General features: G+C 33.8%; 19 protein-coding genes and 1 other RNA gene. 9 read left to right on the plus strand and 11 right to left on the minus strand.

What is annotated here, in order from left to right; all coding sequences use genetic code 11:
* Positions 1–31: 31 nt before the first annotated feature.
* From B2145_RS14755 to aroB, 4 genes are all read right to left on the minus strand, one after another.
* A complete protein-coding gene (locus B2145_RS14755; RefSeq protein WP_291103841.1) occupies positions 32–439 on the minus strand; it encodes a DNA primase in 408 nt (135 codons plus the stop codon).
* A gap of 7 nt (positions 440–446) precedes the next feature.
* Positions 447–1418, minus strand: a complete 972-nt coding sequence (locus B2145_RS14760; RefSeq protein ID WP_291103844.1) for a deoxyhypusine synthase family protein — start codon at positions 1416–1418, stop codon at positions 447–449.
* A gap of 92 nt (positions 1419–1510) precedes the next feature.
* Positions 1511–2908 carry an arginine decarboxylase gene (locus tag B2145_RS14765; protein ID WP_291103847.1) on the minus strand — a complete coding sequence of 466 codons (1398 nt, stop codon included), beginning with the start codon at positions 2906–2908 and terminating at the stop codon, positions 1511–1513.
* Positions 2909–3198: 290 nt separating this feature from the next.
* Positions 3199–4266: a 3-dehydroquinate synthase gene (gene aroB, locus B2145_RS14770; RefSeq protein ID WP_291103850.1), complete on the minus strand. Its 1068-nt coding sequence runs from the start codon at positions 4264–4266 to the stop codon at positions 3199–3201.
* Positions 4267–4358: 92 nt separating this feature from the next.
* On the opposite strand from aroB, the gene B2145_RS14775 reads away from it, so the two are divergent.
* Together B2145_RS14775 and B2145_RS14780 are read left to right on the plus strand one after the other, a co-directional pair.
* Complete coding sequence (locus tag B2145_RS14775) at positions 4359–5528, plus strand: proline dehydrogenase family protein (RefSeq protein WP_291103853.1); 1170 nt, start codon at positions 4359–4361, stop codon at positions 5526–5528.
* A 215-nt stretch (positions 5529–5743) separates the two neighbouring features.
* On the plus strand, positions 5744–6661 hold the full coding sequence (locus B2145_RS14780) for a bestrophin family protein (protein ID WP_291103856.1): 918 nt from the start codon (positions 5744–5746) through the stop codon (positions 6659–6661).
* Positions 6662–6670: 9 nt separating this feature from the next.
* Here the strand turns inward: B2145_RS14780 and B2145_RS14785 are convergent, their stop codons facing one another.
* On the minus strand, positions 6671–7516 hold the full coding sequence (locus B2145_RS14785; RefSeq protein ID WP_291103859.1) for a UDP-2,3-diacylglucosamine diphosphatase: 846 nt from the start codon (positions 7514–7516) through the stop codon (positions 6671–6673).
* 196 nt (positions 7517–7712) lie between these two features.
* Between B2145_RS14785 and aroC the strand changes: the two genes are divergently transcribed.
* From aroC to B2145_RS14800, 3 genes are all read left to right on the plus strand, one after another.
* Positions 7713–8777, plus strand: coding sequence for a chorismate synthase (gene aroC, locus B2145_RS14790; RefSeq protein ID WP_291103862.1), 1065 nt, complete (start codon positions 7713–7715; stop codon positions 8775–8777).
* A gap of 55 nt (positions 8778–8832) precedes the next feature.
* Positions 8833–10113 (plus strand): dicarboxylate/amino acid:cation symporter, encoded by a 1281-nt coding sequence (locus B2145_RS14795; RefSeq protein ID WP_291103864.1) that lies wholly within the window; start codon positions 8833–8835, stop codon positions 10111–10113.
* Positions 10114–10341: 228 nt separating this feature from the next.
* Positions 10342–12591, plus strand: coding sequence for a response regulator (locus tag B2145_RS14800; protein WP_291103867.1), 2250 nt, complete (start codon positions 10342–10344; stop codon positions 12589–12591).
* 64 nt (positions 12592–12655) lie between these two features.
* Here B2145_RS14800 and B2145_RS14805 read toward each other — a convergent pair whose 3' ends face one another.
* The 3 genes from B2145_RS14805 to B2145_RS14815 all read right to left on the minus strand — a co-directional run bounded on the left by B2145_RS14805 (position 12656) and on the right by B2145_RS14815 (position 15728).
* Positions 12656–13123: an Hsp20/alpha crystallin family protein gene (locus B2145_RS14805; protein WP_291103870.1), complete on the minus strand. Its 468-nt coding sequence runs from the start codon at positions 13121–13123 to the stop codon at positions 12656–12658.
* A 179-nt stretch (positions 13124–13302) separates the two neighbouring features.
* Positions 13303–14556, minus strand: coding sequence for a DEAD/DEAH box helicase (locus B2145_RS14810; RefSeq protein ID WP_291103873.1), 1254 nt, complete (start codon positions 14554–14556; stop codon positions 13303–13305).
* A gap of 143 nt (positions 14557–14699) precedes the next feature.
* Positions 14700–15728 (minus strand): formimidoylglutamase, encoded by a 1029-nt coding sequence (locus tag B2145_RS14815; protein WP_291103877.1) that lies wholly within the window; start codon positions 15726–15728, stop codon positions 14700–14702.
* 88 nt (positions 15729–15816) lie between these two features.
* On the opposite strand from B2145_RS14815, the gene B2145_RS14820 reads away from it, so the two are divergent.
* The gene (locus tag B2145_RS14820; RefSeq protein WP_291103880.1) at positions 15817–16707 is read left to right on the plus strand and encodes a hypothetical protein; all 891 of its coding nucleotides are present in this window, start codon (positions 15817–15819) and stop codon (positions 16705–16707) included.
* A 49-nt stretch (positions 16708–16756) separates the two neighbouring features.
* Here B2145_RS14820 and hutI read toward each other — a convergent pair whose 3' ends face one another.
* Positions 16757–17995 (minus strand): imidazolonepropionase, encoded by a 1239-nt coding sequence (gene hutI / locus B2145_RS14825; RefSeq protein ID WP_291103883.1) that lies wholly within the window; start codon positions 17993–17995, stop codon positions 16757–16759.
* Positions 17996–18008: 13 nt separating this feature from the next.
* Positions 18009–19058 (minus strand): glutaminyl-peptide cyclotransferase, encoded by a 1050-nt coding sequence (locus B2145_RS14830; protein WP_291103886.1) that lies wholly within the window; start codon positions 19056–19058, stop codon positions 18009–18011.
* 88 nt (positions 19059–19146) lie between these two features.
* On the opposite strand from B2145_RS14830, the gene ffs reads away from it, so the two are divergent.
* From ffs to fsa, 3 genes are all read left to right on the plus strand, one after another.
* An RNA gene (ffs, locus tag B2145_RS14835) (signal recognition particle sRNA small type) lies at positions 19147–19244 on the plus strand.
* Between the two features lie 119 nt (positions 19245–19363).
* Positions 19364–20167, plus strand: coding sequence for an SDR family oxidoreductase (locus tag B2145_RS14840; RefSeq protein ID WP_291103889.1), 804 nt, complete (start codon positions 19364–19366; stop codon positions 20165–20167).
* 68 nt (positions 20168–20235) lie between these two features.
* Positions 20236–20892: a fructose-6-phosphate aldolase gene (gene fsa, locus B2145_RS14845; protein WP_291103893.1), complete on the plus strand. Its 657-nt coding sequence runs from the start codon at positions 20236–20238 to the stop codon at positions 20890–20892.
* A 98-nt stretch (positions 20893–20990) separates the two neighbouring features.
* Here fsa and B2145_RS14850 read toward each other — a convergent pair whose 3' ends face one another.
* Positions 20991–22427 (minus strand): MFS transporter, encoded by a 1437-nt coding sequence (locus B2145_RS14850; protein WP_291103896.1) that lies wholly within the window; start codon positions 22425–22427, stop codon positions 20991–20993.
* Positions 22428–22583: the final 156 nt, after the last annotated feature.

The raw sequence follows: 22583 nt of genomic DNA on the forward strand, positions 1-22583 counted from the left end.
GTTCCTTTTTTGTTTTGTTAAATAATTTAAATTACTCGTCTTCATCATCGTCATCGTCGTCTTCAGACGAATCACTTTTTTCATCGTCATCGTCATCATCATCTCCATCTTCGATTTCTGGTTTATCAAGGTTTTCGTCATCATCATCGTCATCGTTCACATCATCGTCGTCGTCGATACCAATGCCTTCTATTGGCTCAATTTCGGCAGCAATTTCGTCGTCTTCATCATAATTTTCAATTCTATCGGCAAGTTTGGTACTTACTTTTACTAAATAAATAGTATCTTCAGTTTTTACCTCGACGGCTTCAATCAATTCGTTTTTCGCATTTCTAAAACGGATAATGTTTGAATCATCATAGCCGTCAGGAAATCTTTCGACCAGAAGGTTCAAAATTTCGTGGGTAAGTTTTGCGTAATCAACAATTACTCTTTTCATAAATATTCTATAAGTCTAATAAATAAGCGAAAATTAATGGTGCTACAATCGTAGCGTCTGACTCTATAATAAATTTTGGTGTTTTTATGTCTAATTTTCCCCATGTGATTTTTTCATTGGGAACAGCTCCAGAGTAAGAACCATAACTGGTCGTCGAATCTGAAATCTGGCAGAAATAACTCCAAAATGGAATGTCATGCATTTCCATATCTTGGTATAACATTGGTACAACACAAATCGGGAAATCACCAGCGATTCCACCACCTATCTGGAAGAAACCTACTCCATTAGCACTATTTTTGGGATACCAATCTGACAAGTACACCATATATTCTATACCAGATTTCATGGTTGAGGCTTTTAATTCTCCTTTTATTACATAAGAGGCAAAAATATTTCCCATCGTACTATCTTCCCAACCTGGTACAATAATAGGTAAATTTTTCTCTGCAGCAGCATACATCCAACTGTCTTTTAAGTCAATTTCGTAATATTCTTCAAGAACTCCTGAAAGCAACATTTTGTACATAAATTCATGTGGAAAATATCTTTCTCCTTTATCATCAGCATCTTTCCAAATTTTGTAAATATGTTTTTGCAAGCGACGGAACGCTTCGTGCTCCGGAATGCAAGTATCGGTAACTCGATTTAAACCTCTTTCTAATAAATCCCATTCGTCTTGTGGAGTCAAATCGCGATAATTTGGCACTCTTTCATAGTGGGAATGTGCAACCAAATTCATTATGTCTTCCTCAAGATTTGCACCGGTACATGATATGATTTGAACTTTATCTTTACGAATTATTTCGGCAAAAATCTTTCCAATTTCAGCGGTACTCATTGCGCCAGCCATACTTACCATCATTTTTGCCCCATTGGCTAATTGTTGTTCGTATGCTTTTGCAGCATCAACTAAAGAAGCAGAGTTGAAATGCAAATAATGCTTTTCAATAAACTGACTTATTGGTCCTTTACTCATTTTTTTAAATTTAAAGATTTAAAAATCGAAAACCTTGAAAAACATTTTCAAATTTAACGAATTTTCAAATAGACTAATTATTAATTATATATTTATTTTGCGTAACCTAATATTTTTAAAACATCCTCGGCAGTTTGTTGTTCCGAGAAAACTTCGGTTGCCATTATCCCGTTTTCATCCTTATCTATCAGTATATGTTTAGGTTCTGGAATCAAGCAGTGATGCAAACCACCGTAACCACCTATGGTTTCTTGATAAGCTCCAGTGTTGAAAAAACCAATGTATAACGGTTTTTCCTTGTTGTATTTTGGCAAATAGATGGCATTCATGTTTTGCTCTGAGTTGTAATAATCATCGCTGTCACAGGTCAAACCACCCAATAAAACTCTTTCGTAGGTATCATTCCAGCGATTGATGGCCAACATAATGAAACGCTTGTTAATAGCCCAAGTATCAGGTAAAGTGGTTATAAAAGAGGAGTCAATCATATTCCATTTTTCCCTGTCATTTTGTTGTTTTTGATATAAAATCTGATAGATGGCTCCTCCGCTTTCTCCCACGGTATAAGAACCGAATTCGGTGAAAATATTTGGAACATCCACTTCGGCTTCATCACATGCGATTTTTATTTGATTGATAATCTCGTCAATCATATATTGATAATCATATTCAAAAGCCAATGAATTTTTGATGGGGAAACCTCCACCTATGTTCAATCCATCGAGTGTTGGACATTCTTTTTTTAATGCCACATATACTTTGATACACTTTACCAATTCGTTCCAATAATAAGCATTGTCATTGATGCCTGTATTGATGAAAAAGTGCAACATTTTAAGTTCCAGTTTTTTATTGTCTTGGATTTGTTTCCTATAAAACTGGACTATGTTTTTGTAACCAATGCCAAGACGTGAGGTATAGAATTCAAATTTTGGTTCTTCTTCTGCGGCAATACGTATCCCTATTTTAAATTTTCTTTTTATCTGCTCTTGCAAAAGATCAAGTTCTTCGTAATTATCAATTATTGGAATCGTGTTTTTATGGCCATTATTGATAATTCGGGCAATGTTTTCGATGTATTGATCTCTTTTGAAACCATTACATATCACATAAGTGCTTTTGTTGATTTTGCCGGAAGCCATTAAATTTTCGACAATATTGATGTCAAAAGCCGAAGAAGTTTCTATGTGAATATTATTCTTGAAAGCTTCATTCATCACATATTCAAAGTGGGAACTTTTAGTGCAATAACAGTAGAAATATTTTGCCTCATACTTGTTTTTTTCCATCGATTTTCGAAACCAGTTTTTGGCTTTGTTGATGTTATTGGAAATTTGGGGCAAGTAGGTAAATTTTAATGGAGTGCCATATTTTTCCACTAGTCTCATCAAATCGATATTGTGAAACTGAAGGTTGTCTTTGTCTAAAGTAAACTCTTCTTGGGGGAAATAATAGGTTTGATTTATTAAATCAAAATATTTTGTATTCATTTGTTTTTCAGGATTTTATATTATTAGCATTGTAAAATAAAACAAACTAAAATTCAAACCCTAATGTTTGCGTATATAATTTGAAGCTTCTCGTGATTGGCTTTCAAATATTGAAATATATCAAAACTAAAAGTTTCTTTAATAGTATAAAAACGTTTCAATATTCTTATAAAAGAGCTATTGTTTTCGTTTTTAATGGAACTATGATTTCTTTGATTTTGATTTTTTTTCATTGCTGCAAATGTAAAAAATATTATAGACGTAATGCAATCCTTTTTTGTAAAAAAACATTAAGATTTATAATCTTGGAAAGCTTTTAGAATTAATTCATTTTCAACAGATTGATTGATTTTTATTTTTCCAATGCCATCAATCAACGCAAATTGGATGTTTCCATACTCATTTTTTTTGTCGTGGATGAGCAATTCCATTATAGGTTCAATATCGTTTTCTTCAAAAACTACGTCATCATAAATAGTCTTTATCGCATTTTTTATTTGCTGGTATTCCTGTTGGCTTATCAAATCTTTTTCCAAAGAAATATAACTTTCCAAAATCATTCCAATGGCAATTGCCTCACCATGTAATAAGGATTTCTTGTTTTCATTCTCCAAAAAATAGCTTTCGATGGCGTGACCAAGGGTATGACCAAAGTTCAATGCTTTTCGGATATTTTTCTCGGTTGGATCCTGCATTACGATTTCGTTCTTTATTTCTACAGAACGATAAATCAATTCGTCTAAATCGGCAAAATCTAAGGCTTTCAAGTCTAAGAATTTTTCCCAATAATCTTTGTCGTAAATTAATCCGTGTTTGAGCATTTCGGCAAGTCCGGAGCGCATTTCTCTTTTAGAAAGCGTCTCCAAATATTGGGTGTCAATAAGAACCATTTTAGGTACATTGATAACGCCAATCTGGTTTTTTAAATTGCCTAAATCGACACCAGTTTTTCCTCCCACGGAAGCATCGACCATAGAAAGCAAAGTGGTTGGAATATGAATAAAATCAATTCCGCGCTTGAATGTCGAAGCAACAAAACCACCCAAATCAGTGACAACACCGCCACCAAGATTGATAACAAGACTTTTTCTGTCGGCGCCAAGTTCTGTCAAAATATTCCAAATTTGGACGCAAGTCTCGATATTTTTGTTGGGTTCACCGGCTTCGAATTCAACTATTTCTATGGTAAGATTAGTTGCTAAATAAGGTAGAAATTTAGACAAGCAAAACTCTTCTGTATTGTTATCTACAACAATAAATAAGTTTGAATATTTACTTTCGTTTAGGAACGAATTTAATGCTTCATATCCTTTTTCATTGAAATAAATTGGATAATTGTTGGCTTGAATTGTTTGCATTTTATTTTATTGATTGAAAGCGCAAAATAAGGTAAATTTTGCTGAATAATATTTAAAACTCTCTCTATATTTGTACAAAAATATAACAAAAAATGAAAAATTTATTCAATAACACACAAATTGCCTTTTCATTAAAAAGCGATACCGAACTCGATAGAGCTTATTTTCTTTTCAAATTAATTGACAATCAGCCATTGGTTCGAATAGGAACTGCGGTGACGAATTTTGCCATAAAGGCAAATCTTCCGGTTGAAGGTTTGATTCGTGCCACTGTTTTCGACCATTTCTGCGGTGGAGTTAGCGAAGACGATTGTATACCCGTTGTTGATAAAATGTATGCTAAAGGAGTTTCTTCCGTTTTGGATTATTCGGTTGAAGGGAAAGAAGAAGAAGAACAGTTTGATGCCGTTTTAAAAAAAACGTTGAAACTCATTGATTTTGCCAAAGAAAAAAAGGCAATCCCTTTTGCTGTTTTTAAACCATCTGGTTTTGGACGTATCGATTTGTACCAAGCAATTGGAGAAGGAAAAAAATTGACACTGGCCGAAACAGAAGAATGGAATAGGGTAGTGGCTCGTTTCGATAAAGTGTGCAAGGCATCTCACGGCAATGATATTGCATTATTAATTGACAGTGAGGAAAGCTGGATGCAAGATGCAGTCGATGATTTGGTCGAAGAAATGATGCGCAAATACAATAAATCGAAGCCAATTGTTTTCAACACGTTGCAAATGTATCGCTGGGATCGATTGGATTACTTGAAAAAACTCCACGAAAAAGCAAAAAAAGAAGGTTTCTACATTGGGATGAAATTAGTTCGTGGCGCTTATATGGAAAAGGAAAATGAACGTGCTCAAGAAATGGGTTACCCAACTCCGATTTGCTCTTCAAAAGAAGCTACTGATGAAAATTATGATGACACCGTGAGATATATGGTGGATAATATTGACAGTATGTCTGTTTTTGCAGGAACCCATAATGAATTAAGTACTTATTTCTTGATGAATTTGATGGGGGAAAAAGGATTAAAAGCCAATGATTCCAGAATATGGTTTGGTCAATTATATGGAATGAGCGACAATATTAGTTTTAATTTAGCCGCAAACGGCTATAATGTTGCCAAATACTTGCCTTTTGGTCCAGTAAAAGATGTGATGCCGTACTTAATTCGCCGTGCCGAGGAAAATACTTCAGTGGCGGGACAAACAAGTCGGGAACTGAAAATGATAAAAGCAGAACGCGATAGAAGAAAAGGGAAATAGATTGTAGCATATATGTTTTAGATTTCAATACAGATTGATTTATAAAACAGATCAACTATTTTGCATAAAAAAACTCCAATTGCACTAATTGGAGTTTTTTTATATTAAAATTTTTCCCAAAAATAAAGGTGCTTTCCAACACAGGCCAACTGACCAGTTATTTTTTGTAGGTAACTTATATTTTAAAACTCTTATTAATCATTTATATTTGCAGTATGATTACAAAGAAAAAAACAAACTGGTTTAGAATGCTTTTTGAATGGAATGGTTCAGTGCTTCCTCAATTATTGCCGCGTTTACTTCTACTTTTTAGCTATTCCTTATTAATTGTCTATTTTAGAGATGATTTACTCAAGTATCACCTTCAGATCAATCCGTCTATTTTTACTCTTTTTGGAATAGCTTTAGCAATATTTCTAGGATTTCGAAATACGGTAAGTTACGATCGATTTTGGGAAGGCAGAAAACTTTGGGGTTCATTGCTGAACGATACAAGATCTTTGGCTAGGCAAGCACATACAATTGTTGATGGAGAAGATTATGAAAATGAAAGAACCTATTTTATAAACTTGTTAATTGCATTGGTTCACGCATTAAAACATCAATTAAGGCAAACTGATGCAGATAATGATATGAAGCGTTTATTGTCAAATTCTGATAATAATCAAATTAAAACAGCTGTTTTTAAGCCAATAATGATTCTAAAAGAACTAGGTTGTTGGGTAAAAAAAGCAAAAGCTAATGGTAAAATCGATTCGATAATTCAGTCCAGTTTTGATGTCAATTTGAATAAATTGTCAGATATTATTGGAGGTTGTGAAAGAATTGCAAGCACACCAATACCTTATACTTACAGTATTCTACTGCACCGCACCGTATATATTTATTGTTTTTTGCTTCCTTTTGGTTTTGTAGAATCAATGGTTTGGATTATGCCTTTTGTGGTTGTTTTTATTACTTATACTTTTGTTGCGCTCGAAGCAATTGCTGATGAGCTTGAGGAACCATTCGGAATTCAGCCTAATGATTTGGCATTAGAAGCTATGTCTGAAATGATTGAAAACACCCTTGCCGAAATAAACAATAAGCAAATTCAACCAATCACACCTTCAAAAGAGTATTATATTATCTAATATAATACTTCAAGAAACGGAATTTAAAGGGAGTAATTTATTTGGGAAAATAAGAGGCACAAATACTTGATTACTCAGAATATTCTCCATTTCAAAAAGATCTTCTTCCTCGGCAAGAAAGGAATCTTGGTATCTAAATAATTTCCAACGTTTTTTATTGTATTCCAATGTGGTCAAATTTTCTACCCAATCACCGGAATTCAAATATAAAGTTGAACCCTGTTTATTCTCTTTTTTGACGATTTTTGGTTCATGAATATGTCCGCAAATAACGTAATCGTATTTTTTTTCTATTGCTAAATCAGTTGCCGTCAATTCAAAATCAGAAATGTGTTTTACCGCTTTTTTCACGCCTGCTTTTATTTTTTTGGAAAACGAATATGGTTCTTTCCCCATTTTATTTAAGCACCAATTTACAAACCTATTTATCAGAATGAGATAATCATAACCCCAACCACCCAATTTCGCAATCCATTTTGCATGATTTACAGAAGAATCAAAAACATCACCATGAAAAATCCAGGCTTTTTTGTCGTCTAATTCCAATTTGTCTACCAAGGCAAAATTTCCCATACTCATTTCGCTAAACTTTCGAAGCATTTCATCATGGTTTCCCGTTATGTAATACACCTTTGTCCCTTTGGAAGCAAAACCTATAATTTTTTGGACGACTTTTAAATGTTCTTTTGGAAAATAAGATTTTCTAAATTGCCAAATGTCGATAATGTCACCGTTTAATACTAAAGTTTTCGGCTTTATTGATGATAAATAATTGTTAAGTTCTTTAGCATGACAACCAAAAGTACCAAGATGTATGTCTGAAATCACGACTAACTCAACTTTTCTTTTTTTCAATGGATTATAATTTTAATTTTCTACAAATTAATGACACTACCATTAATTAAAATAAAATTTAAAGTTAATAAATCTAGTAAAATACTGTCTCAAAGTCAATAAATTGTGAATATTTTTTTTAAAATTTATCCCGAAAATTCGGGATAAATTTTAAAACTTTGAACTAAAATATTACATTTGTTCAAAACTAATAATAATGGCAGGAAATAGCTACGGAACACTATTTAGAATAACAACTTTTGGGGAATCTCACGGAGAAGCTTTGGGCGGAATAATTGATGGTTGTCCTTCTGGAATTGAATTAGATTTAGAGGCAATCCAATTTGAAATGTCTCGAAGAAAACCGGGTCAATCTGCGATAGTTACCCAGCGAAAAGAACCGGATGACGTACAATTTCTTTCCGGTATTTTCGAAGGAAAAACCACTGGAACTCCCATAGGTTTTATTATCCCGAATACCAATCAAAAATCAGACGATTATTCGCATATAAAAGATAATTATAGACCAAGTCATGCTGATTATGTCTATGAAAAAAAATATGGCGTTCGCGATTATCGCGGTGGTGGTCGAAGTTCAGCCCGTGAAACTGCCAGTAGGGTAGTGGCGGGAGCCATTGCAAAACAAATGCTGCCATCTATTAAAATCAATGCCTATGTTTCCTCCGTTGGGCCAATTTTTTTGGAAAAACCATACCAAATGTTAGACTTTTCCAAAACTGAAAATAATCCTGTTCGCTGTCCAGATGAAGAATCTGCCATAATTATGGAAGAGTATATTCGTGACATTCGAAAACAGGGAGATACTGTGGGAGGAACCATAACTTGCGTAATTCAAAACGTTCCGATTGGGTTGGGAGAACCTGTTTTTGATAAATTGCATGCTGAATTGGGCAAAGCCATGCTTTCGATAAATGCCGTAAAAGGATTTGAATTTGGAAGCGGTTTTTGCGGTTCACAAATGAAAGGAAGCGAGCACAATGATTTATACAATCCTGATGGATCCACAAAAACTAATCTTTCAGGCGGGATTCAAGGCGGAATTAGTAACGGAATGGATATTTATTTTCGTGTGGCTTTCAAGCCGGTTGCAACGATAATGCAAAAACAGGAATCACTGGACAATAAAGGAAATATTACAGAGATGACCGGAAAAGGCCGCCACGACCCTTGCGTTGTGCCACGCGCCGTTCCTATTGTTGAGGCTATGGCTGCCATTGTTCTTGCCGATTTTTATTTGATAAACAAAACTTACGTTAAATAGTCTTCAGTTTGCAGAAAAAACTGAACCCTGATTCCCGAATACTGAACACAAAAAAATGACACAAACCGAAACCAAGAAAACATCTTTATTAGGAAATTTGACTGTTCAAATTCTTGCCGCAATGTTTTTGGGAGCTATTTTGGGAATTATCATTCACAATTCAATCCCAGAAGAAGCGGCTGCTGGATTTAGCAATAAAATAAAAATGCTTGCCACTATTTTTATTCGTTTGGTTCAAATGATTATTTCTCCATTGGTATTTACCACCCTAGTAGTGGGAATTGCCAAATTAGGTGACGTCAAAACCGTTGGACGCATTGGAGGAAAAGCATTGGGCTGGTTTTTTACGGCATCTTTTACTTCCTTATTATTGGGAATGTTTTTTGTAAACATTCTTGAACCCGGGGTTGGACTTAATTTATCAAATGTTGACTTGGCTTCGGTATCAGAAGTTACAGCAAAAACACGAAGTTTGTCCTTTGAAAATTTTGTGGAACATATTGTACCGAAGAGCATTATTGAAGCAATGGCAACAAACGAAATTTTGCAAATTGTTATTTTTTCCATATTCTTTGGTTTAGCTGCAGCGTCTTTAGGAGACAATGTGAAACCTGTAATTAACGCACTGGACAAAACATCTTATATTATTTTAAAAATGGTAAATTATGTAATGAAATTTGCTCCGATAGGAGTCTTTGGTGCAATTGCAGGTGTATTTTCAGTCAGGGATTTTCAAGAATTAGTCTTTACCTATTTTAAATTTTTCGGATCTTTCTTAATCGGAATTTCATCCCTTTGGTTAGTTTTAATACTTGTAGGCTATATTTTTCTTAAAGGCAGAATGAGTTTGTTGCTCAAAAGAATTATTAGTCCATTAATCATTGCTTTCAGTACAACAAGTAGCGAAGCGGTTTTTCCTAAACTTACCGAGGAGTTGGAACGATTTGGAATAAAAGACAAGATTGTTTCTTTCATGCTGCCATTGGGATATTCTTTTAATTTAGATGGCAGTATGATGTATATGACTTTTGCCAGTATTTTTATAGCCCAAGCTTATGGGGTTCATTTGGATTTAGGAACACAACTAACCATGCTTCTAGTCCTGATGCTTACCAGCAAAGGAATAGCAGGTGTTCCAAGGTCTAGTTTAGTGGTTGTGGCTGCCACTTGTGGAATGTTTAAAATCCCTATTGAAGGAATTGCCCTGATTCTTCCAATTGACCATTTTTGTGATATGTTTAGAACCGCCACTAACGTTTTAGGAAATGCCTTAGCCACATCTGTCGTAGGGAAGTGGGAAGGTGACGATGAAAATGAAACTTCAATTTCAGAATAATGTCATTTTAATATTTTGGGCCATTTCACAAAAAAGTAACGAATTTATTTAAACGCATTTTATTCTTGTTTTGGATAATTCAACAGTTTTCATATTATTCCTAAAAATATTAGAAATAAACTGAAATAGTAATCCTAATTTTATATTGAGAAATAACTTATAATAAACTCAGTTATATCGATTTCTTATATAATTTATTATGTATATTTGGCTTATTAATAGATAGATATGATTAAAATTAAATTCTTCTTATTACTGGTGTTTTTTCTGGGTATTTTCCTTTTTAGTAATAATTGCCCAGCACAAACAAAAACACCTTCTAAAGGAGAAATCACGAAATTATCGAAACAAGCAACTAAATATTTACGGACTGCCGATTTTGAAAAATCTTTAGCTACATCAAGGATTGCTTTGCATTATGCAATTGCTATCAAGGATGATTATCTCATCGCAAAGACCTATAATATTATTGCGGCAAATTGCGAACAATTGTCTGAATTTGACAAAGCTATTTTTTATTATAATAAAGGCTTATTGTATGCCAATAAAACTGATAATGACACCATAAAAAATTGGATAAATAATAATTTAGGGAACATCTATTGTTTTGATAGAAAAGAACATATAAAAGGCATAAATTATTATAAAAAGGCATTAGAATACAGCCAAAAGACGGCCGATACGAGTCAAATCGTTTTTACAAAACTCAATATTGCATGGGCTTATTTTGATATTGGTCATTTTGATGAAGGATTTCCGTATTTAGAATTTAGCAATAAATACCACAAAAAATTCGGGAAGAAATCGACCATTGTTCCCTTAAATATGCTTAATGGTATGTATTATGGACACGAAGGAGAAAACAAAAAAGCCACATCTTATTTTCTGAACGCCCTAAAATTGGGAAATGAAGGAAATGAGAAATCGAATTTGTCTTATTCGCACCAAGAGTATTCCAAGTTTTTATTAAAAAATGGGAATTATAAAAAGGCGTATGAAAACTTGGCCCTTTATAATAAAATAACGGAAAAACTTTATACCCAAGAAAAACTTAAGAAGGCCAATGTAGCTGGAATTAATCTTGAATTGGACGAGTACAAAAGAGAGGTTGATAAAATTGTAACCGAAAAGGAATTACAATACCAAAGTTTGAGAAAATCCAGAATTATAGTTGTACTTTTTATCATTACTTTGTGTGTTTTATTACTGCTGTTATATTCTTTATATAAAAATTATAATTTCAAGAAAAAGGCCAATAATGATCTTACTCTTGCCAATGAAGAATTGCTTGTTGCCAAAGAAAAAGCAGAAGAAGCATCACAACTAAAAACACAATTCGTATCAACTATAAGCCATGAATTGAGAACTCCATTGTATGGAGTAGTTGGAATCACAAATATGCTTTTGGACGAGCACAAAGAACTTGCTGGTAGTCCTCATTTGGATTCTCTCAAATTCTCGGCAAGATATCTATTGTCACTTGTTAATGATATTCTCCATATTAATAAAATTGAAGAAAACAGGATTGTTCTCGAAAATCTAGCTTTCAATGTTTCAGATGAAATTATTTCGATAAAAAATTCGCTTTCCTTCATAGCACAAAGTCATAACAATAAAATATCCGTCGAAATAGACCCAAAAATCCCCGAATTTTTAATTGGAGACAAATTAAGACTTTCCCAAATTTTAATGAATTTAGTAAGTAATGCATTAAAATTCACAAAAAACGGAGAAGTAATTGTTACCGCAAATTTGATAAAAGTAGAAAACAAATCTCATTTTGTTGAATTCAAAATTAAGGATAATGGTATAGGAATTGCGGATGTTGATCAAGACAAAGTTTTCGAAAAATTTGTACAGGTTGGAAGAAAAGACAATGATTATCAAGGAACAGGTCTAGGTTTAGCTATTGTAAAACGATTGTTAGAATTGTTTAAAAGTTCTATTTCGCTCGAAAGTAAAATTGGCGTGGGAACTTCATTTACATTCACAATAGCATTTGAATATGATCCCTATGAAACAAATGAAATAATTAATAACATTCAGGTTGATTTGAGATCAAGCCAGATATTTAAGATATTGGTAGTTGAAGACAACAAGATTAACCAAATTGTCACAAAAAAAATAATAGAAAAAAATAATTGCAGCTGTATTCTTGTCGATGATGGATTCCAAGCCATAGAAATATTAAGTAAGGAAAGTTTTGATGTTATTTTGATGGACATCAATATGCCCTTGATAAATGGTTTTGAAACCACAAGAAAAATTCGTCAAAAAGGAATAGGTACGCCTATTATTGCTTTAACCGCTTTTACAAAAGACGAAATAACCGAGGAAGCTATTTCTGCAGGAATGAATGATATAATGATAAAACCTTTTGAACCCGTAAAATTATTTCAAGTAATTAATGATCAGATAACAAAACAAAAAACGCTGACCAATGCCAACGCTTCTCGTTTTATATTTGCAGATAATTAAATCAAAAATTTCATTAAAAACCTACTTAAAAAGTTTATGTTTCAAAATGAATGAAACGTGAATTTTATTTAATAGCAATAGTTTTTGTTGTTTTTTTTCTGCTGCCATCTTTTTTGGCAATGGCAACATGTAGAATACCATCTTTGTAGCTTGCTTCTATTTTATTTTCATCTACATATTCCGGAAGATAAAAAGACCTGAAAAAAGATTCATAATTAAATTCTTTTCTAACATAATTGTTTTTTTTTCTTTTTTCCTCTTTTTCCTCTTTTTTTTCAGATGAAATCATTAGCATATTGTTGTCGATTTCGATTTTAAAATCTTCTTTTTTCATGCCTGGGGCAGCCAAATCCACTTCTAATTCAGTATCTGTTTCTTTTAAGTTTACAGAAGGCAAATTATTGCCTATTGCTGAAAAATTTTTATCGGCCCAATCAAAAATATCCTTTGAAAAAAAATCATCAAAAAGGGTACTGACAGACGTATTCACTAATGACGGGAACAAGCCGCCTCTTTCAACTAATTTTTTCATAATTTTGTATATTTAAAAATTAATAATTTATAATATCAAAGTTAATTAAAATTAATCATATCTAAAAGAAAAAAAACATATAAGTATCTAATAATAAAACACTTACTGTTAAAAAAAAACACTCTTTAGTTTTGCTAAAAAGTGTTTTTTTTGAATAAAATTACGGGATAAATATGCAATTAATACCAGCGTTTCTTATTCTGTTTTGATACATCCGATTTCCTTGATTTATGCGCACCGGCACTTCGGTTTGAATTTTTTTGAGGAGAGGCAGGAGCGGTTTCAGGGCTTCCGGAATACCAAGGATATGGATGGTCATTTATGGTTTTTACATCCACTTTTATGAGTTTTTGAATGTCTTTCCAATACTGATGTTCGTCTTTGCTGCAAAATGAAATGGCAATTCCTTCATTTCCGGCACGACCGGTTCTACCAATTCTATGCACGTAGGTTTCTGGAATATTTGGCAAATCGAAATTGATTACAAACGGCAATTGGTCAATATCAATACCACGAGCTGCGATATCAGTTGCTACAAGAACACCAACTTCTTTCTTTTTAAAAGCATCTAAAACGCGTTGTCTTGCATTTTGTGATTTGTCTCCGTGAATGGCTTCGGCGGCGATATTGTTTTTTCGCAACGCTTTGACAACATTATCGGCACCGTGCTTGGTTCTTGAAAAAACCAATACATCCGATAAATTTTCATTTTTTATCAAGTGGTACAACAAGTTTCTTTTTTCTGTTTTTTCAACAAAATAGACACGTTGTTCTACATTTTCAGCGGTTGATGATACAGGAGAAACTTCTACTTTTGCCGGATCTTTCAAGAACATTTCGGCCAATTCTCGAATGGCGATGGGCATCGTTGCAGAAAACAGTAGCGTTTGTCTGTTTTTTGGCGTAAGCTTTACAATTTTTTTTACATCATTTATAAATCCCATATCCAGCATTTGATCCGCTTCGTCAAGGACTAAGGTATGCAAATGGTCTAAATCTATGAAACCTTGTTTGTGTAAATCAAGCAATCTTCCAGGTGTTGCCACAAGTACATCGACACCTTTTCGTAAAGTGTCTACTTGCGGAACCTGTGATACTCCACCAAAAATGGTGAGTTGGGTTAAATTGGTATATTTACCGTAAGTATCAAAACTTTGACCAATTTGCACCGCCAATTCCCGAGTAGGAGTTACTATTAAGGCACGAATTTCTTTGGCTTTTTTTGATGAGCCTACAATTCGGTGTAATTGATGTATGATGGGAATAGCAAATGCTGCCGTTTTTCCTGTTCCTGTTTGTGCACAACCTATTAAATCCCTTCCTGCTAAAACTAGAGGAATTGATTGTTCTTGGATAGGAGTGGGGTTAGTGTAGCCTTCTTCAAATACGGCTTTTTGTATACTTTTTGAAAGTGATAAATCTTCGAATAACATATTTTTTGTATTAAATATCATGTAATAAGTACATAGATAGTGGCGCAAAGATAGGATTATTTGTTGATTTGCTATTTTGGTTAGTCGGTTATTCGTTTAAACAAGATTCAAAATCAACAAATAACTGAATTACCAAATTAAGTTTACAAATTTGCTTTTATAAAATCGGTTACTAAATAGCCTATAAGTTTACCTATTAAATGACCGTTTTGATCTTCACATAAATCGGGAGCGCCTTCACAAATATGCAAATAAGACGCATTTTTATTTTTTGCAAAATAAGAAACAAACTGTCTAAGTTCTTCAATGGAGAAGCCGCTCAATGTCATGGCACTGCTGGCAATATTTGGAATCGCATCAAGATCTATTTCAATTCCGTAAAAATCAGTTTTTATAAATTCCAGGGCATTAACCAGTTCCTGATTAAACTCTTTTTCTTTTCTAATATTAATACTGTCATACGTAGTATAGCGTACACGGTCTTCGGTTTTTTTAATAATATCCAATACGCTTTTGGAAGTATAATTTTCATGTAAGCCAAAGACAAAATATTTTTTCAAAAAACCTTCTTCATAAGCATACGAAAAACCATTCCCGCTATGACGTCCTTCCAGAATCCTAAAATCAGAATGGGCATCAAAATTTATCGCATTAATGGGTTTCCCTTTGGCAAGCGCGGTTCCCTTTATGTTTCCGTAGGAATTATTGTGTCCACCCCCAATAATTATGGGAATTTTCCCAGATTTAATAATATTGAAAATAATATGGGAAACATCTTTGTCAATTTTTTTTACCAGTTGACTCAATTTTGAGCGATCGTCAGCATTGTTAAAATTCAGATGTTCCACTTCCTTCATTTCTTCACATACGTCAAGCTGTCCTAAAACAAGTAATTGATTGCCTTTGCAAAAACGATTGTGTTGAATATTGGCAATGCTTTTTATGGCACTTTCCCATGCTGATGCGGCTCCAGGTCTGCCAAAATTGGCTCTTATGCCTATATCTTCAGGGATTCCGAACAGTATATATTTTGCTTCACAAGTTTTTAAAAAAGAAACGGGATCCATTTCCTTTGGTATCGTAAGCATTTTTTCTCCAAACTTTATTTCGCCACTTCTGTGGTTAGTAATTTTTGCAAGGTCTTTGGTGGTAAATGCGATGAGTTTTTCCATGATGTTTAATAATATTCAAATATAATATAATTGTTGAGAATTCGTTATTACGTCATATTATATTATTAAATTTGTAAAAAAAAAAAATATGGAAGATCAACAAAGCAGTTCAAGTTCAAGTCTAAAGGTAATTATTGCCGTTTTAGCAATTCTGTTAATAGGAAGTTTAGTTTATATTTTTAAAGTGACATCTGATGCTAAAGATGTAAAAACTGAATTAACAAAAACGGTTACCGAAAAAGAGTCTGTTATGAAGGACTTACAAGAGTTAAAAACTACTTATGATACTGCAATTTCAGAGAATACCTCTATGTCTGAGGAATTAATTAAGGAAAGGGATAAGGTGGTAAATCTAATTGAAGACCTAAAAAAATCTAAAGGAGATGTGGCTTCATTGGCGAAATACAAAAATCAATACGTTGCTTTACAAGGAAACATGAAAGTTTTAATGGCGGAGAATGAAGGCTTGAAAACACAAAATACGACTTTAACCACACAACGTGACAGTACTACTGTTGTATTGGGAGAATCAAAAAAATACAATGAAGTATTAGTGGGTCAAAACGAGGAGTTGTCAAAAACAGTTGAAAAAGGATCAAAATTGACTGTTTTAAATATGAAAACGGCAGCTTATAAAGTGAGAAGTTCAGGTAAACAAGTAGAAACTGAAAAAGCGGGTAGAGCCAATGTTCTTAAAATCAGTTTTACAATTGCCGAAAATCAAATTGCAAAATCTGGCGATAAAACCTATTATGTGCAAGTAATTGACAGTAAAAACAATGTTCTTGGTGACAAGAAAACCGATACTTTTGGCGATAAATCGTTGACCTATAGTTTTGTGACCAATGTAAATTATGAAAACAAAACAGTTCAGGTTTCAGAGGATTTACCAGGTAAAAATTTTGAAAAAGGAACGTATTTTGTAAATGTTTTCGACAAAGACGAGTTGGTTTCTAAAACAAGTTTTACCTTGAAATAATAGAATAAAGTTTTAATAAAGAAAAGAGGAGCATTTTGTTCCTCTTTTTTTATGCAAAAACCTCACCTTCGATGAATGTGGCGTCGATTAGATTGCTGCCAAAAGCATAAGGTAGCTGATAATAGGAAGAAATAGGTTTTGTAATAATAAAATTGGCTTTTTTACCAACGGTAATGCTTCCGTGGGTTTCTGATATGCCCATGGCATAAGCTCCATTTATTGTAGCTGCATTTATGGCTTCTTCGGGAGTCATTCTCATTTTTATGCAGGCTGTCGCAACTACAAAATTCATATTACCTGAGGGCGTTGAACCCGGATTATAATCGGTTGCGAGCGCCAATGGCAAACCTGCCGAAATCATTTCACGGGCAGGAGAATATGGAATACCCAAAAAATAGGAGCAAGAAGGCAAGGCTACTGGCATTGTTTCTGTGTTTTTCAGCGCTTCAATATCTTCCGATTTCATTATTTCGAGATGGTCGACTGAAAGTGCATTGTATTTTACCCCTGCTTGGATTCCGCCAATGGAATTAAATTGATTGACGTGGATTTTTGGTTTTAAACCAAATTTTATGCCGGCAGCCATAATTTGTTCTGTTTCGGCAACCGTAAAATAATCAGTTTCACAGAATACATCTATAAAGTCTGCCAGTTTGTTTTGGGCAATTTCAGGAAGCATTTCATTAATAATCAAATCAATATACTCTTTGCGGTTTTCTTTGAATTCCAGTGGAATGGCGTGTGCGCCAAGAAAAGTTGCTTTTATGGTAATGGGATAATTTTTTGACAATCGATCGATTACCCGAAGCATTTTTAGTTCGCCATCTACAGTAAGCCCGTAGCCCGATTTTATTTCGACTGCACCAGTTCCCAGTCGCATTATTTCTTCAAGTCGCACTTTTGATTGGTTATAAATTTCTTCCTCGGTAGTTTTGTTGAGTTTTTTGGCCGAATTTAATATTCCGCCACCACGATTGGCAATTTCCTCATAAGAAAGTCCGTTAATTCTATCTACAAATTCCCGCTCTCGATTGCCCGCATATACAATATGAGTATGACTGTCGCACCAAGAAGGCAACACCATTTTTCCGGTGGCATCCATAACTTTATCGGCATTGATTTTAGGCAAATCATACATTGGGCCAAATCCTGCAATTAATTCATTTTTAATCAATAAAAAGGCATTTTTTATTGTGGGAAGGACTGCCATTTCATCACCGGAAACTTTCATAATCGATGCGTTTCGAACTTGAAGTAATTCCTTTATATTGACGATTAGTGTTGTCATTTATTTTTTGAAATTATTCAGAAACTCTGATTTCAAACATTTTATCCCAGTTTTTGCCTGTTACAAAAATGGTTTTTGTTTTCGGGTTGTATGCAATTCCATTTAAATAATCATTAGGAGTTACATTGACTAATTTTCTTAAACCTGACATATCTAAAATTCCTTCAACTGCACCATTGTTTGGATTTACAACTGCAATAGCATCCTTTTGCCAAACATTGGTGTAAATCTTACCGTTAATCCATTCTAATTCATTGACAGATTTAATTTTAGAATCACCCGAATATACATTGATATAATCAATCATTTTTTGATTATTCGGATCCATTTTCCAAATTTTCTCCGTTTTGTCGGTTTGATAAATGTATTTACCATCATTGGTCATTCCCCAACCTTCAATGTCTTTATCGAAAGTAAAAGTCTTTTCTAGTTTCCAGTTATCAGCATTATAAATAAATCCTGTTTTTTCTTGCCAAGTTAATTGGTATAATTTATTATTTAAAAAAGTGATTCCTTCTCCAAAATATTTATCATCCAACTTCAAATTTTTGTAAATTTTCCCAGTTTTATAATCCGTTTTCAAAAGTTTAGATTTTTTATATAATCCAATACTTTCGTATAAAGTATCTTTATAAAACTCTAAACCTTCAGTGAAAGAAGCCGTATCATGGGGAAATGTATTTATAATGGTGTATTTTAATGATTTAGGTATAATGTTTGAAACCAACTCAACTCTGGTCGAGGCTTGTGCATTTTCGCCTTCATAATATATTATGGCTTTCAAGTTTTGATACCCCAGTTTTTGGTCTTTTAATTCAAAAGATAGTTTGTCAAGTCCTTTTTTTACGGCAATTTTTTTATCGTTGGCATAGTAAACAATACTGTCCACGGTTTTTGAATTTGGATTTAAAATCCCCAGTTCCAAAGCGTCTTGCGGCTGATATTGCTCCTTAAATTTAGATTCGTCAAAACTAAATAGAGTATTGTCACTTTTTTTTGTATCGCCACAGCTCGTCAATGTAATTCCTAATAAAATGATAGATAGGAAGTTATAATTTCTCATAAATTAAAATTTTAATAATGCAATATACAACGTTATTTAATAGGTGCAAAGCTCTTGCAAAAATATAAAAAAGATTGTATATTTGCAGTGGCAAGTCCTACACGACCAGCTCCTGCAAAATCCCCCAGGATGGGAACATAGCAAGGGTAAGTGGTTGAGCGGTGCGATGTAGGTCGCTTGCCATTTTTTTTATTTTAAGCAAAAGTAGTCTTCCTAACGGAAGATTTTTTTATTTTTGGACTATACCAAAAAGAGTTAAGTAATTTAGTTTTTTATTATACCAACAATCTTTAAACTAGAAATAAATGAACAAAGTAGTTCTAATTACGGGAGGTTCCTCGGGAATAGGGAAATCTATTGGTGAATTTTTGCACAATAGAGGTTTTGTAGTTTACGGAACCAGCAGAAATCCGGAGCGAGTTTTAAATTCTGTTTTTCCAATGGTAGCTTTAGATGTTCGAAAAACGGATACAATTATTGCGGCTGTAGCCAAAATAATCGCCACTTCGGGGAAGCTTGATATTGTCATCAATAATGCCGGCGTTGGAATTACTGGTCCTTTGGAAGAAATTCCAACAGAGGAAATCAAGAATAATTTCGAGACTAATTTCTTCGGTCCAATCGAAGTGATGAAAGCGGTTTTACCACAAATGCGTTCACAAAAATCGGGTTTAATAATCAATATTACTTCTATCGCGGGTTATATGGGTTTGCCTTACCGAAGCGTTTATTCTGCTTCAAAAGGGGCATTGGAATTAATAACGGAAGCCTTGCGGATGGAAGTGAAGCCGTTCGGGATTCAGATTACGAATGTTGCTCCAGGTGATTTTGCCACCAATATTGCTTCGGGACGTTTTCATGCACCTTTAATCAAAGGTTCGGCCTATGAAATCCCTTATGGAAATACGCTACAAATGATGGACGAACACGTGGATAGCGGCAGTAATCCGAATGAAATGGCAGAGGCAGTTTATGAAATCATACAAACCAAAGAACCGAAAATTCATTATAAAGTAGGTGCTTTTATGCAGAAATTTTCGATTATTTTGAAACGAATTTTGCCTGATAAAGTTTATGAAAAAATGCTGATGAATCATTATAAGTTGTAATTTTGCACCGAATTTTATGCAAACCCCAAAAGGTTATCGATTTTAACACACAATTAAATAAACAAAATATGAAATTTTTTATTGACACGGCTAATTTGGATCAAATTAGAGAAGCACAGGCATTAGGCGTTTTAGACGGTGTAACCACTAATCCATCGTTGATGGCGAAAGAGGGAATTACAGGAAAAAACAATATCTTGAAACATTATGTTGACATTTGCAATATTGTTGATGGAGATGTGAGTGCCGAAGTAAATGCGCTTGATTTTGCCGGAATGGTAAAAGAAGGAGAAGAATTATCAGATTTGCACGAGCAAATCGTGGTAAAATTGCCAATGACCAAAGAAGGTATTATGGCTGCAAAATACTTTTCAGATAAAGGAATAAGAACGAATGTGACTTTAGTGTTTTCGGCCGGACAAGCTTTGTTGGCTGCCAAAGCTGGAGCTACTTATGTTTCTCCATTTATTGGTCGTTTAGACGATGTGTGTACGGATGGTTTGGCACTTATTGAAGAAATCAGGTTGATATACGATAATTATGGTTATGAAACTCAAATTCTAGCCGCTTCGGTACGTCACACGATGCATATTCTTAATTGTGCAAAAATTGGGGCAGATGTTATGACTGGACCACTTTCAGCAATTGAAGGATTATTAAAACATCCATTGACAGATATCGGATTGGCTCAATTTATTGCAGATTTCGAAAAAGGAAATAAGTGAAAAAGTGTTCAGTGAACAGTGAACAAGTTTTAAATATTAAAAAATCCCATCAACCTAGGCTGATGGGATTTTTTTATGAGGTTAAATTCCATTGGAAATTAATGTCCTCCACTTATTTTTTTGTCAAAATCGATGCCTTGAACTTTCAAAATTCCGCTTACTTTCCAAGCATAAAATGCTAAATAAGCAAAACATAAAACTCCAACGATATAACTGCTTTGAATTCCGATACTTTCTGAAACAGTTCCCTGTAACCAACTTACAATTCCACCACCCATAATCATCATAACCAAGAAACTACTGCCTTGACTGGTGTGTTTTCCCAGACCACTAACAGCTAAGGTAAAGATGCAAGGCCAGAGGGTACTGCAAAATAAACCAACACTTGTGAATGCATAAACACTTAACATTCCGCTAGTTGAAATCCCTGTCAATAGGGCTATAATTCCTAAAGAGGCAAAAATCAGCAACATTCTTGCAGGATTTCCTTTACTGGCCATATCAGCAGCAATTAATACCAAAATGATAAGTCCGTAAATATAGAAAGGTGCTAAATCGTGTTTTGCTATCGCATTAACAAATAAGAAAACACCAAAAGCCAAGTATGGAGCCAAAAACCTCAATATTTTTTGTGTTGTCATATTATCAGTAAAAGCTTCAACTGCACCGGTCCAACGACCAATCATTAAACTCGCCCAATATAATGAAATATAAGGCGCAACATCCTTAGTTAAAAAGCCCAATTTAGTTTGCATATAAGCCGGTAAATTACTCGCTGTAGAAACTTCTACACCCACATATAAAAAAAGGGCAATCATTCCCAAAACCAATTGAGGATATTTCAAGGCTGAACTCCTTGAAGAACTTGTTTCATTCTCAACTTCAACAATAGCTGTCGGTCTTTCCGGAAGTGAAGAAAATTTCAGCATCACTGCCGCCAGTAAAAAAGCCACCCCTAATACTAAATAAGGAATCTTTACGCTTTCAATACTCATTTCGGTGTTTGTTGTGGTACTAGATCCAAAAATAGCAAAACTTACAATTAATGGCCCAATGGTAGTTCCAAAATTATTGATTCCTCCTGCCAAAGTCAATCGTTGTGAACCCGTTTTTATTGGTCCCAATGCTATCGCTAATGGATTGGCGACCGTTTGTTGCAAAGAAAATCCTAAACCAACTGTAAATAAGCCTGCTAACATTAAAGGATATGATCCAGAATTAGCGGCTGGATAAAACAACAAAGTTCCAAGGGCAGAAATTACCAATCCCAATGCCAGTCCGTTTTTATAGCCAATTTTGTTTACTAAATCTTGTTTCATCAATAAAGAAATCCCCATATAAATCAAGGAACCCACGGTGTAAGAAATATAAAAAGCGATGGATACAAACTGACTTTGACCTTGGGTTAAATCAAATGCTTTTTTGAATACCGGGATTAAAATATCGTTACTGGCAGCAACAAACCCCCAAAAGAAAAATACGGTTACTAAGGGAATAAATTGTCCCCATTTGGTTTTTAAATTTTCTGAACTCATGATTGTAAATTGGTTAATGGTTTAAGGTTAATTTTTTTGCATATCTGTTATAAGACTGTAAATATATCTGTTAGCTATTATAGAAAAAAATATATTAGAAAAAATATTGTTAAATATAAACAAACAACGTTATTTGTTCAACAATGTGTAAAATTT

This window comes from Flavobacterium sp. UBA5153 (assembly GCA_002413745.1).
GTDB lineage: Bacteria > Bacteroidota > Bacteroidia > Flavobacteriales > Flavobacteriaceae > Flavobacterium.

Bases quoted from the DNA above. Each gene is read 5' to 3' on its own strand.
- B2145_RS14815 (WP_291103877.1), bottom strand. From the start codon at position 15,728: ATGGAAAAACTCATCGCATTTACCACCAAAGACCTTGCAAAAATTACT.
- B2145_RS14775 (WP_291103853.1), top strand. From the start codon at position 4,359: ATGAAAAATTTATTCAATAACACACAAATTGCCTTTTCATTAAAAAGC.
- B2145_RS14805 (WP_291103870.1), bottom strand. From the start codon at position 13,123: ATGAAAAAATTAGTTGAAAGAGGCGGCTTGTTCCCGTCATTAGTGAAT.
- B2145_RS14795 (WP_291103864.1), top strand. From the start codon at position 8,833: ATGACACAAACCGAAACCAAGAAAACATCTTTATTAGGAAATTTGACT.
- B2145_RS14830 (WP_291103886.1), bottom strand. From the start codon at position 19,058: ATGAGAAATTATAACTTCCTATCTATCATTTTATTAGGAATTACATTG.
- B2145_RS14780 (WP_291103856.1), top strand. From the start codon at position 5,744: ATGATTACAAAGAAAAAAACAAACTGGTTTAGAATGCTTTTTGAATGG.
- B2145_RS14765 (WP_291103847.1), bottom strand. From the start codon at position 2,908: ATGAATACAAAATATTTTGATTTAATAAATCAAACCTATTATTTCCCC.
- B2145_RS14840 (WP_291103889.1), top strand. From the start codon at position 19,364: ATGAACAAAGTAGTTCTAATTACGGGAGGTTCCTCGGGAATAGGGAAA.
- B2145_RS14760 (WP_291103844.1), bottom strand. From the start codon at position 1,418: ATGAGTAAAGGACCAATAAGTCAGTTTATTGAAAAGCATTATTTGCAT.
- B2145_RS14850 (WP_291103896.1), bottom strand. From the start codon at position 22,427: ATGAGTTCAGAAAATTTAAAAACCAAATGGGGACAATTTATTCCCTTA.
- hutI (WP_291103883.1), bottom strand. From the start codon at position 17,995: ATGACAACACTAATCGTCAATATAAAGGAATTACTTCAAGTTCGAAAC.
- B2145_RS14755 (WP_291103841.1), bottom strand. From the start codon at position 439: ATGAAAAGAGTAATTGTTGATTACGCAAAACTTACCCACGAAATTTTG.
- fsa (WP_291103893.1), top strand. From the start codon at position 20,236: ATGAAATTTTTTATTGACACGGCTAATTTGGATCAAATTAGAGAAGCA.
- aroB (WP_291103850.1), bottom strand. From the start codon at position 4,266: ATGCAAACAATTCAAGCCAACAATTATCCAATTTATTTCAATGAAAAA.
- B2145_RS14820 (WP_291103880.1), top strand. From the start codon at position 15,817: ATGGAAGATCAACAAAGCAGTTCAAGTTCAAGTCTAAAGGTAATTATT.
- aroC (WP_291103862.1), top strand. From the start codon at position 7,713: ATGGCAGGAAATAGCTACGGAACACTATTTAGAATAACAACTTTTGGG.
- B2145_RS14800 (WP_291103867.1), top strand. From the start codon at position 10,342: ATGATTAAAATTAAATTCTTCTTATTACTGGTGTTTTTTCTGGGTATT.
- B2145_RS14810 (WP_291103873.1), bottom strand. From the start codon at position 14,556: ATGTTATTCGAAGATTTATCACTTTCAAAAAGTATACAAAAAGCCGTA.